The organism is Vibrio sp. K4, from assembly GCF_051122595.1.
GTDB classification, from domain to species: Bacteria; Pseudomonadota; Gammaproteobacteria; order Enterobacterales; family Vibrionaceae; genus Vibrio; species Vibrio owensii.
In genome coordinates, this window is sequence record NZ_CP178577.1 from 1,499,898 (window position 1) to 1,512,044 (window position 12,147).

The 12,147-nt window shown below is 44.3% G+C and carries 7 protein-coding genes; all 7 read left to right on the forward strand.

The window, feature by feature from the left end; genetic code table 11:
* Positions 1-62: 62 nt before the first annotated feature.
* The 7 genes from ACLIIY_RS06785 to ACLIIY_RS06815 all read left to right on the forward strand — a co-directional run bounded on the left by ACLIIY_RS06785 (position 63) and on the right by ACLIIY_RS06815 (position 12,147).
* A complete protein-coding gene (locus ACLIIY_RS06785; protein WP_078607003.1) occupies positions 63-281 on the forward strand; it encodes a DUF2835 domain-containing protein in 219 nt (72 codons plus the stop codon).
* A 199-nt stretch (positions 282-480) separates the two neighbouring features.
* Positions 481-5,322 (forward strand): NAD-glutamate dehydrogenase, encoded by a 4,842-nt coding sequence (locus ACLIIY_RS06790; RefSeq protein WP_434528376.1) that lies wholly within the window; start codon positions 481-483, stop codon positions 5,320-5,322.
* 304 nt (positions 5,323-5,626) lie between these two features.
* On the forward strand, positions 5,627-6,637 hold the full coding sequence (gene pyrD / locus ACLIIY_RS06795) for a quinone-dependent dihydroorotate dehydrogenase (protein WP_434528377.1): 1,011 nt from the start codon (positions 5,627-5,629) through the stop codon (positions 6,635-6,637).
* A 165-nt stretch (positions 6,638-6,802) separates the two neighbouring features.
* Positions 6,803-7,345: a cell division protein ZapC gene (locus ACLIIY_RS06800; RefSeq protein WP_005426674.1), complete on the forward strand. Its 543-nt coding sequence runs from the start codon at positions 6,803-6,805 to the stop codon at positions 7,343-7,345.
* Positions 7,346-7,856: 511 nt separating this feature from the next.
* The gene (gene rlmKL / locus ACLIIY_RS06805) at positions 7,857-9,980 is read left to right on the forward strand and encodes a bifunctional 23S rRNA (guanine(2069)-N(7))-methyltransferase RlmK/23S rRNA (guanine(2445)-N(2))-methyltransferase RlmL (protein WP_434528378.1); all 2,124 of its coding nucleotides are present in this window, start codon (positions 7,857-7,859) and stop codon (positions 9,978-9,980) included.
* Positions 9,981-9,998: 18 nt separating this feature from the next.
* The gene (locus ACLIIY_RS06810; RefSeq protein ID WP_334542021.1) at positions 9,999-10,250 is read left to right on the forward strand and encodes a glutaredoxin family protein; all 252 of its coding nucleotides are present in this window, start codon (positions 9,999-10,001) and stop codon (positions 10,248-10,250) included.
* The gene (locus ACLIIY_RS06815; RefSeq protein ID WP_434528379.1) at positions 10,228-12,147 is read left to right on the forward strand and encodes an ABC transporter ATP-binding protein; all 1,920 of its coding nucleotides are present in this window, start codon (positions 10,228-10,230) and stop codon (positions 12,145-12,147) included. The genes ACLIIY_RS06810 and ACLIIY_RS06815 overlap by 23 nt, the downstream gene beginning before the upstream one ends.

Here is a 12,147-nt window from a genome sequence, read left to right on the forward strand (position 1 = left end):
CAAAAGAATAGGGTGGTCGTTATGATCACCCTAGTTTTTTGTTCTGACAATAATCCATTCTAATGAACCAGTATTACTTCTCTCTCAACATCTCTTATCAAACATTTCTTTCACACTATTCCGGTGCCGCAAGTTCGGTACAAGTCATTACTGACAATGGTTTGAGAGTGCAACTAGATGCGTCAAAATTCAGACCATTTCTTAGTCAATTAGGCGTTAGAGGCCGTTTTAGACTCACAACTGACCAAAATAATAAGTTTCTAAAGTTAGAAACTCTGTGATGCCTGATATTCCTAGTGAGTTAAACAGGAATCTTAGTCACATAATCAAACATTTCACCTCTTACCACTGCGAATTTTTGTTAAACATTTGTAATTATGCTTTTACAATAAGTGCATGCATTACCTATGCTTAGTTTCGAGGCTAAAACCCGAAGTTAAGTCCCCCTACAAAACAACAATTCTAATGTGGAGTGTGAATATGACCGCGCGTGAAAATGTAGTGCCGGTTCTGCTTGAAAAGGTATACCAACTAATTCAAGACAAACTCGAGCTTTCTCACCAACCGCTTGTAACTAAACTTGCTCAACACTTATTTAGCAACATTGCTGATGATGACTTGATTCAGCGAAATGAATCCGACCTTTATGGTGCCGTTGTTAGCCTGTGGCATCATATCAATGAAAAGAAACCAGAAGACATTTCTGTCAGGGTATTCAACCCGACTGTCAGCCGCCAAGGTTGGCAATCAACTCACACGATTGTTGAAATCGTTGTACCGGATAGCCCGTTTTTAGTGGATTCCATCAAGATGGCGCTAACGCGACTCGACCTTGTTTCTCACTTGATGCTCAACAACCCAACGCAACTAGAACGCGATAAGAAAGGACAAGTGACGGACGTAAATGGCGAGGGCGGCGTTCTTCAATCTCTATTCCACATCGAAGTAGACCGTTTAACCAGTAAAGATGAAATGCAAGCGCTGAAAAATGAGTTGCTAACCATCTTATCAGACACGCGCTTAGTCGTTGATGACTGGAAGCAAATGGTTGAAAAACTTAAGATCGTTACCAACGACCTTGAGAAGAATAAAGATCGTGTTTCAATGAAAACGGATCGTTTAGATGAAACGATCGAATACCTACGCTGGTTAGGGGATCATAACTTCACCTTCATGGGGTATAAGGAATATGATCTTGTCAGTGTCAATGGTGATACTGAGCTTCAGCCGGTGAAAGAGAAAGGCCTTGGCATGTTTGCTGATGATAGTCGCGTTCGCAGCATCAAGCTTTCTGAACTGTCAGACTCAGCGCGCCTTGAAGCGAAAAAACCTTATGCGCTGATCATCACTAAGGGCAATCAAGCCTCTCGTATTCACCGCCCAGCTTACACTGACTACATTGGTGTTAAGAAATTCGACAAGAATGGCAAAGTGATTGGTGAGCACCGTTTCACAGGTCTTTACACTTCTGCGGTATACAACCAAGCGGTACAAAGTATTCCTCTGATTCGCGAGAAAGTGGATCGTATTCTAGAAGCGAGCGGCTACCGTAACGGATCGTACTCGTACAAAGCTCTGCACAACATCCTAGAAAACTACCCACGTGATGAACTGCTTCAAGCTCGTGAAGAAGAGCTATTAGAAGTGGGGATGGGCGTCGTACAAATGCAAGACCGTGACTTGTTACGTCTATTTGTTCGTAAAGACCCGTTTGGTCGATTCTTCAGCTGCATGGTTTATGTGACAAAAGACCGTTACAACACCGAGCTTCGCCGTCAAACACAACGTATTCTTAAGCAGTACTTTGGCTGTGAGCAAGAAGTTGAGTTCACGACCTTCTTCTCAGAGAGCCCGCTGGCGAGAACCCATTACATTGTTCGTGTAGACAATAACAACATTGATGTAGACGTGAAAAAGATTGAGCAGAACTTAATGGAAGTATCGACTTCGTGGGATGATCGCCTAAAAGAATCTATCATTGCTAACTTCGGTGAAAGCAAAGGTCTTCCGCTTTCGAAAGAGTACATGAGCGCATTCCCACGTTCATACAAAGAAGACATGATGCCTGGTTCTGCGGTTGCAGATATCGAACGTCTTGAAGCATTAAGCGATGATAATAAACTCGGCATGTTGTTCTACCGTCCGCAAGAAGAGGCGGCAGAATCGAAAGCGGTGCGCTTAAAGCTATACCACCGTGACGAACCAATTCACCTATCCGACGTGATGCCAATGTTGGAAAACCTAGGCTTACGTGTGATCGGCGAATCGCCTTATGAGATCGAAACCAACAATGGCCAAACGTTTTGGATCCTTGATTTCTCAATGCTGCATAAGAGCGACAAGACCGTTGATCTTCGTGAAGCTCGCGATCGTTTCCAGCAAGCATTTGCTGCGATTTGGGCTGGTAATTTAGAGAGTGATGGCTTCAACCGCTTGTTGCTGGGCGCTTCACTGTCTGGTCGTGAAATCTCAATTCTTCGTGCATACGCTCGTTATATGCGCCAAGTTGGCTTCCCATTCAGCCAACAATACATTGAAGATACCCTGAGCCATTACCCAGATTTGGCAACAGGTTTGGTGAATCTGTTTGCTAAGCGATTCGATCCAAAACACAAGGGCAGTGAAAAAGGTCAGAACGATCTTATTAAGAAAATAACCGAGCAATTGGATCGTGTTGAAAGCCTAGATGATGATCGTATTATCCGTCGCTACATGGAAATGATCACAGCAACGCTACGCACTAACTACTACCAGTTGGACGAAAATAAACAGCCGAAACCTTGGTTATCATTGAAGATGAAACCAAGCGAAATCCCAGACATTCCTCAGCCAGTGCCAGCGTTTGAAATCTTCGTGTACGCACCGGATATCGAAGGTGTACACCTACGTGGCGGTAAAGTCGCGCGTGGTGGTCTACGTTGGTCGGACCGTCAAGAAGACTTCCGTACTGAGATTCTTGGCCTAGTTAAAGCACAGCAAGTTAAGAACACGGTGATTGTCCCTGTGGGTGCAAAAGGTGGCTTCGTATGTAAACGTCAGCCAACTCTAACTAACCGTGATGAAATCTTCGCTGAAGGTCAACGTTGTTACAAACGTTTCATTCGTGCATTACTCGATGTTTCCGATAACATCATCGAAGGCGAAGTTATTCCGCCAAAGAGTGTAGTGCGTCACGATGAAGACGACCCATACTTGGTTGTTGCGGCCGATAAAGGTACAGCAACGTTCTCTGATTTGGCCAACTCTGTATCGGATGAGTACAACTTCTGGCTAGGTGATGCGTTTGCGTCAGGTGGCTCTAACGGTTACGACCACAAAGCAATGGGGATCACTGCTAAAGGTGGTTGGGAATCGGTGAAACGCCACTTCCGTGAAATGGGCATCAACTGTCAAACCACTGACTTCACGGCAATTGGTGTTGGTGATATGGCGGGTGACGTATTTGGTAACGGTATGCTGCTATCTAAGCATATTCGTTTGCAAGCTGCGTTTAACCATATGCATATCTTCATTGATCCAAACCCGGATTCAGCCACCAGCTGGGAAGAGCGTAATCGCTTGTTCAATCTACCACGATCAAGCTGGGAAGATTACAATGCCGAGTTGATCTCACAGGGCGGTGGTATTTTCTCTCGACGCTCTAAATCGATCCAACTTACGCCTGAAATCCAAAAAATGTTGGGCACTAAAAAAGCGTCTCTAGCGCCAAACGATCTGATTAAGATGATCCTACAAATGGAAGTGGATCTACTTTGGAATGGCGGTATCGGCACGTACGTTAAAGCTTCTAGCGAGACGCACACTGATGTTGGCGACCGTGCAAATGACGTACTCCGTATCGATGGACGTGATTTAAAAGCGAAAGTCGTTGGTGAAGGCGGTAACTTGGGTATGACTCAGCTTGGTCGTATTGAGTACGCAACCACTGGTGGTCGTGTAAATACCGACTTTGTTGACAATGTTGGCGGTGTAGACTGCTCGGACAATGAAGTAAACATTAAGATCTTCTTGAACGGCCTTGTATCAAATGGCGATTTAACGGTTAAACAACGCAACCAAATTCTTGAATCGATGGAAGATGAAGTGGGCGAAATCGTATTGGACGATGCATACCGTCAATCTGAGTCGATTTCGGTGACTGAACAACAAGGTGTTGGCATCGTTAAAGAGCAAATCCGCTTTATTCACACTATGGAAAAAGCAGGGTACTTGGATCGTGCTCTTGAGTACATTCCAGACGATGAAACCTTGATTGAGCGAGAAAAACAAGGTCTTGGTCTGACACGTCCTGAGCTTTCAGTGCTTGTGGCTTACGGCAAGATGGTTTTGAAAGAACAATTGGTTGCTGACGAAATCGCAAATGACGAATTCCATGGAAAACAACTGGTTGCTTACTTCCCAAGTGAGTTACGCCGTAACTACAAAGATCAGATGGTAAACCACCCGCTGCGTGCTGAAATCATCGCAACAGCGCTGGCAAACCAAATGGTTAATGAAATGGGCTGTAACTTCGTGACTCGTCTTCAAGAAGAAACGGGCGCGAGTGTGGTTGATATTGCGAACGCTTACAGTGCAACACGTGAGATCTTCGAACTGGAAGATATTCTTAAGCAAACCCGAGCACTTGATAACGTTGCAACAGCAGAAGCACAGTATGAGATCATGTTCTACGTACGTCGCGCATTGCGCCGTATCTCTCGTTGGTTACTTCGCAATCGCAGCGGTAAGAGCACAGTAACTGAGCTCGTTGCACTATATAAAGACGATGTTCACACTATTACTGAAACTCTAGACACCATGCTAGTTGCATCAGAAGTGGAAGAGCATAACGAACTTGCCCAGAAATGGATTGATCGTGGAGTAGAAGAGAAACTTGCGCACCACGTAGCTCGTCTCTCTAGCTTACAATCAGCACTGGATATATCTTCAGTAGCGAGCGAAACGGGTAAAACGGTTGAACAAGCATCTAAGCTTTACTTCAACCTCGGTGACCGTTTATCACTTCATTGGTTCTTGAAACAGATCAATAGCCAAGCAGTCGATAACAACTGGCAAGCCTTAGCTCGTGCGGCATTCCGTGAGGATCTTGATTGGCAACAACGTCAACTGACTGCTCAAGTTTTAACTTGCGGCTGTTCAACAGAAGATCTAGACGTGATGCAAGCACTCGAAGATTGGATGACAACAAATGAACTGTCATTGCATCGTTGGGAGAGTATCTTGAATGAATTCAAAGTTGGTTCCGTCCATGAATTCGCTAAGTTCTCTGTAGCACTTCGAGAATTGGTTCTACTTAATCTGAATTGTTCTTCGAACGAATAGGGTAAGTGACTTTGACAAAGGCCTCGCAATAGCGGGGCTTTTTTATGTTTAAACCATTTCAATTAACCCAACTCAGTGACGCTGTAACACCGGTTTTAAGTTTTCATGACATGAAATCGTTTGCTTTTAATGAAAAAGCTAGCAATTTTGTATAGGAGAACTAGCGCTAATCGACTGTTTTTAAGAATAAAACTAAAATAAGAGGCTCAATTTTGCTGAATTCATTCATTTTCATTGAATTGCATTGGAAAACAGTAAATAATATTGACCCGTTTACACGGGGCTTTTTTCTTTCGGAGGCACAATGCTTTACCGTCTAGCCAGAACTGGCTTTTTCCAACTTGATGCCGAAAAGGCACATGATCTTGCAATCAAAAACTTCCAACGCTTTAACGGCACTCCTCTCGATCTTTTCTATCGTCAACAATTACCAAATCGTCCAGTAGAATACATGGGGCTTACATTCCGTAACCCAGTGGGTCTTGCTGCTGGTTTGGACAAAAACGGTGAATGCATTGAAGCGTTTGACGCTATGGGCTTTGGTTTTGTCGAAGTTGGTACTGTTACGCCTCGTCCGCAACCAGGTAATGACAAGCCACGCTTGTTCCGCCTAGTTGAAGCGGAAGGTATCATCAACCGTATGGGCTTTAACAACCTAGGTGTGGATCATCTGGTTGAGAATGTGAAAAAGGCAAAATACAACTGCGTTCTTGGTATCAACATTGGTAAGAATAAAGACACACCAATTGAGAACGGGGCAGAGGACTACCTGATTTGTATGGAAAAAGTGTACGAGTACGCCGGCTACATCGCCGTGAACATCTCGTCACCAAATACACCAGGACTTCGTTCGCTTCAGTACGGTGAAGCGCTAGACGAATTGCTAGCTGAACTCAAAGCAAAACAAGCCGAACTTGCTGAAAAACACGGTAAGTATGTACCACTTGCGCTAAAAATTGCACCGGATTTGAGCGATGACGAAATCAGCCAGATCTGCGAGTCTCTAATTAAGAACAATATCGATGGTGTTATTGCAACCAACACAACACTGGATCGCACAGTCGTTGAAGGTATGAAGCATGCAAACGAAGCGGGTGGTTTAAGTGGACGTCCGGTTCAATCTCGTTCAACAGAGGTTGTTCGCAAACTTCACGAAGAACTCGGCGACAAACTTCCGATCATTGGTGTCGGTGGTATTGACTCTTACGTTGCGGCAAAAGAGAAAATGATGGCAGGTGCGCAGCTTGTTCAGGTTTACACTGGTTTTATCTACCACGGACCTGGTCTCGTACGCGATATTGTTAAAAATCTATAAGATCAATCGCTAAATCGTTGAGAAATCGACGCTTGTTACTAAAAAAAGAGGAATTCGTTTCCTCTTTTTTTTTGTCCGTTCGTTTGTAAAATTTAAAAATCATGAGTAGGTAATTAAGCGTCTTACCTCTTATTACTGTTTAACTAGTCACAAGAGAACGGAATAATGCTTAAACCCAGCGACAAATGGAATTGGTATTTTGACGAGCAGAAAGCTTGCCTAATGCTGGATTTAGGGGAGGAAATGATTTTCCAAACCAATCTATGCCGAAAGCTGTTGGTCAATTGTGCCTTCTCAGACAATGAATTCACCGTTGATGACGCAAGCGCGTTCCAAACGTACAACGAACGAATCCGTTGTCTCGACATCAACGAATACCGTCAAGCCGAGCTTACGCTTTATTGCGTAGCCGCGAAACGCTTTCATAAGCCAGTTCAGCCTAAGAGCTGGTTCTTCGATGCCCAATGCGATGGACACGAGCCAGAAGAAGGGGACATGGTCTTCCTAACAAACCGATATTCAGAAGGTGTGTTCGTCGTCCTAGAGCCAGGTGAAACATCAAGCCTGTGTGCTTATGTTGGACAGGAAGAGTTCCTACTAGACGGCAACAAAACGCTCCAGTTTGGGCAACCGATTAAAGTAATGCATGATCGCATGGTCTGTGCTAATCACTTATTCATGATGGCACCGATGGCGATGGTGGGTTAGTTTCCTTTTGATTTTTTCTTTAATTTCGTTCCTTTGTTTGCATTAATCGACCGTACTAGGTCGATTTTTTTTGCCTAGAATTTTCCAAATCTCTCCTAATACACGCTCCAAACTCACCCTTAGGTGAGGGGATTTCGTATCTCATATATGAAGCAGCTCACTTTTATTTCACTTTTTTCATTTTAGCGTTTCCTTAAATTAGGCAACTTGGCGCTTAATATTTCACCTTTTATTCCTCTATATGTGCGTTTTGTAAGTAAATTACACACCAATAGTACGTCTGGTATAGGCCAAATTTGCAGTAAATAAGTATTCACTTCTTCTGTAGGGCTTGTTTTTATTAGGTAGTGAAAAAGAGACTTATTTCTTGATGAAAGGTGTTGTGTTTTGACTTTCAGCAGGAAGGGTTGGTGATGGATTGCGCTAACAAATCGAAAAAGCCTTTAAAAACGAGGCATTGATCGTAAAGTCAGGTATAATCAAAGCCATTTTTTATCGACGAAAGAACACTATGAATCAATATCTCGCGGTAACTTCAAATGGCATGGAAAACTTGCTTGTTGAAGAACTGACTAAACTAGGCATTGAAAACGCCAAACCAGTACAGGCTGGCGTAAAATTTAAAGCAACGAATGAACAGATTTACCGTTGCTGTTTGTGGAGCCGCTTGGCGTCTCGATTTGTACGTGTTTTATCGGAGTTTACCTGTAACGACGACATGGACCTTTACCTGTCAACGTCTGCAATCAACTGGGTAAACCAATTCCATAGCTCAAAGCGTTTTGTGGTTGACTTCAACGGTACTAACCGCGAAATCCGCAACAGCCAATATGGTGCAATGAAAGTAAAAGATGGCATCGTAGACTGCTTTGAGAAGAAAGGACTTCCTCGTCCAAATATCAGCAAAGAGCGTCCAGATATCCGTGTTCATGTCCGTCTACACAAAGATAAGGCAATCCTTGGTGTGGATATGGTGGGTAGTGGTCTTCATCAACGTGGCTACCGTCCAGAATCTGGTCGAGCTCCGCTGCGTGAAACACTAGCAGCAGCTATCGTAATGCGTTGTGGCTGGGATGGTTCTCAACCACTTTTAGACCCGATGTGTGGTTCTGGTACGTTGCTGATTGAAGCGGCAATGATGGCAGCGAACATGGCACCTGGCGTTAAGCGCAAACAGTGGGGCTTTGAAGCACTAGAAGACTTTGAACCAGAACTTTGGGCAGAGATAAAATCAGAGGCAAATGTACAAGCTCGACGTGGTGTCAAAAAAGTTGACGCTAAGTTTTTCGGCTTCGATAACGACCCGAAAGTACTAAAAGTTGCACAAGACAACGCTCGTAGAGCTGGCGTTGAAGAGCTGATTACATTTGCACAAGGTGACGCGGCAACTATTACTCGTCCAGCAGGTTTCGAAGCTGGCGTTATCGTTTCTAACCCTCCTTATGGTGAGCGTCTTGGTACTGAGCCAGGTCTGATTGCGCTATACACAGCATTTGGTGGCCAGCTAAAAGCAGAGTTTGGCGGTTGTAAAGCGTCTATCTTCTCTAGTTCAGATGAGCTACTAAGCTGTCTTCGTATGCGTGCGGACAAACAGTTCAAATTGAATAATGGTGCGTTACCGTGTCACCAAAAGAACTACAGTATTGCAGAGCGCAGCGCTGAAGAGGTGAAAGGCGCGGATACTAGCGTTCAAATCGCACCTGATTTCTCAAACCGTTTGAAGAAAAACATTGGTAAGATCGGTAAATGGGCTCGTAAAGAGAAGCTGGACTGTTACCGTATCTATGACGCAGACCTTCCAGAATACAACGTAGCGATCGACGTTTATGGCGATCAAATCGTTATTCAAGAATACGCGGCACCTAAGAACATTCCGGAAGAAAAAGCTAAGCGTCGTTTGACGGACATTATCCGTGCAACGATTCAGGTAACCGGGGTAGAAGCGAACAAAGTTGTACTGAAAGTTCGTGAGAAGCAAAAAGGCCGTAGTCAGTACCAAAAACTGGGGCAAGTTTCAGAGACACTTGAAGTTAACGAGTACGGCGTGAAGCTGATCGTAAACCTTCACGATTATCTAGACACTGGCTTGTTCTTGGATCATAAGATCACTCGTCGTCGTCTTGGCGAAATGGCACAGGGTAAAGATTTCCTTAACCTTTTTGCTTACACTGGTAGTGCAACAGTTCACGCAGCTGTTGGTGGTGCTCGTTCTACAACAACGGTAGATATGTCTAACACTTACCTGAACTGGGCGAAAGACAACATGCAGCTAAACGGTTGTGTGGGTCGCCAGCATCGTTTTGAGCAAGCTGACTGTCTACAGTGGCTTGAGAACGCGAAAGGTGAATACGATCTTATCTTTATTGATCCACCGACGTTCTCTAACTCTAAACGTATGGAAACGTCGTTCGATGTACAACGCGATCATATTAAGCTAATGACAAACCTTAAGCGCCTGTTGCGTGCTGGCGGTACGATTGTTTTCTCAAACAACAAACGTCACTTCAAGATGGACGAAGTAGGGCTTGCAGAACTGGGCTTGAAAGCGCAGAACATTTCTTCTCAAACTCTGCCATTGGATTTCTCTCGTAACAAACAGATTCACAACTGCTGGCTGGTTACTCACGCAGAATAGGGACGGAACAGTAAAAGGATGTTGAACGAGCTAACACTTTACAGCACTGAAGGATGCCATCTCTGTGAGATGGCGTTTGATCTCGTTGGTCAGATTGGTCTCGCCGAACAAACTCACATCGTCGACATTGCGTTCGACGATGTTCTCTTTTCTCGTTACGGCGTCACGATTCCCGTATTAAAATATCAAGATTCTGAGTTGAACTGGCCGTTTGACTTAGAACAACTCACACATTGGTTGGATAATAATGGCATTACTTACCATTCATAACGCGCAACTTGCATTTGGTGACCATCCATTGCTAGATAAAGCGGAGTTCGCTCTTCAAGAAAACGAACGCGTTTGTTTAGTTGGTCGTAACGGTGCAGGTAAGTCCACGTTAATGAAAGTGCTTGCCGGCGACATTTTGTTGGACGATGGCAAGATTCAAATCACTCAAGACGTAGTTGTTTCTCGACTAGAACAAGATCCACCACGCAATCAAGAGGGTACGGTTTACGAATACGTATCTGGTGGTTTAGCTGAAATCGGTGAACAGCTGAAGATCTACCATGATCTTCTCGATCTTGTGGCTCAGGACCCAAGTGAAAAGAACATTAATCGTCTTGCTAAGATTCAAGAGCAGCTGGATCACCTAAATGCTTGGCGCTTTGATGACCGTGTAAAGAACGTTTTAGGCGCTTTAAAGCTAAGCCCGGAAACTAAACTGACGGACTTATCGGGTGGTTGGCAACGCAAAGCAGCTCTGGCTCGTGCTCTTGTTTGTGACCCTGATGTATTGCTTCTTGATGAGCCTACTAACCACCTTGATGTAACAACCATCGAATGGCTAGAAAACTTCTTAAAAGACTTCAAAGGCTCAATCATCTTTATTTCTCACGACCGTACGTTCATCAAATCGATGGCCACACGCATCGTTGACTTAGATCGTGGTCAATTGGCGTCTTTCCCTGGTAATTACGATCAGTACCTGAATGACAAAGAAGAGATGCTTCGTGTTGAAGAAATGCAAAATGCTGAGTTCGACAAAAAGCTAGCTCAAGAAGAAGTGTGGATTCGTCAGGGGATTAAAGCGCGTCGTACGCGTAATGAAGGTCGTGTTCGCGCTCTTAAGAAGCTTCGTGAAGAACGTCGTAACCGTCGTGAAGTGCAAGGTAAAGTTAACCTTAACATCGACGATGCATCGCGTTCAGGCAAGATCGTCTTTGAAGCAGAGAACGTCTCTTTTGCTTTTGAAGGCAAAAAGATCGTGGATGACTTCAGCTTCAACATCATGCGTGGTGACCGAATCGCCCTGATTGGCCCTAACGGCTGTGGTAAAAGTACGGTTCTCAAGTTGTTACTAGGCCAATTAGAGACACAAGGTGGTCGTCTACATTGCGGCACAAAGCTAGAAGTAGCTTACTTCGACCAGTATCGTGAAATCCTCGATCCTGAAAAGACGGTTATCGATAACTTAGCGGATGGTAAGCAAGAAGTGATGGTGGGTGGCCGTCAACGTCATGCATTGAGCTACTTGCAAGATTTCTTGTTTGCACCAAAACGTGCCCGTACGCCAGTAAAAGCGTTATCAGGTGGTGAAAAAAACCGTCTTTTGTTAGCGCGTATCTTATTGAAACCTAACAACTTGCTTATTCTTGACGAACCAACCAACGATTTGGACATCGAAACGTTGGAACTTTTAGAAGAAATGCTTGCCAATTATCAGGGTACGTTACTGTTAGTAAGTCACGACCGTGAGTTCGTAGACAATACGGTAACAACCAGCTGGATTTTTGAAGGTAACGGCGTAATCGAAGAGTTTGTTGGTGGTTATCACGATGCTAAACAGCAGCGTGATCAAGTTCTTGCTTCACGCAGTCAGGTTGAAAAAGCGACGAAGAAAGAGAAAGTGGTTGAGGAAACTCCCAAAACTACGCAACCTAAGAACAATTCGAAGAAGTTATCGTATAAGCTGCAAAGAGAATTAGAGGCTCTTCCAGCTAAACTAGAACAATTAGAGTCGGATATTGAGACGCTACAAGAACAAGTGAATGACCCAGAGTTCTTCACTAAGTCTGTGGAACAGACTCAACCGGTATTGGAACAGCTCGCTGCAGTAGAGCAGGAGTTGGAAATCGCATTCGAGAGATGGGAAGAACTCGAAGCAATGCAACAGGATAGTTAA

Bases quoted from the DNA above. Each gene is read 5' to 3' on its own strand.
- ACLIIY_RS06785 (WP_078607003.1), top strand. From the start codon at position 63: ATGAACCAGTATTACTTCTCTCTCAACATCTCTTATCAAACATTTCTT.
- ACLIIY_RS06790 (WP_434528376.1), top strand. From the start codon at position 481: ATGACCGCGCGTGAAAATGTAGTGCCGGTTCTGCTTGAAAAGGTATAC.
- pyrD (WP_434528377.1), top strand. From the start codon at position 5,627: ATGCTTTACCGTCTAGCCAGAACTGGCTTTTTCCAACTTGATGCCGAA.
- ACLIIY_RS06800 (WP_005426674.1), top strand. From the start codon at position 6,803: ATGCTTAAACCCAGCGACAAATGGAATTGGTATTTTGACGAGCAGAAA.
- rlmKL (WP_434528378.1), top strand. From the start codon at position 7,857: ATGAATCAATATCTCGCGGTAACTTCAAATGGCATGGAAAACTTGCTT.
- ACLIIY_RS06810 (WP_334542021.1), top strand. From the start codon at position 9,999: ATGTTGAACGAGCTAACACTTTACAGCACTGAAGGATGCCATCTCTGT.
- ACLIIY_RS06815 (WP_434528379.1), top strand. From the start codon at position 10,228: ATGGCATTACTTACCATTCATAACGCGCAACTTGCATTTGGTGACCAT.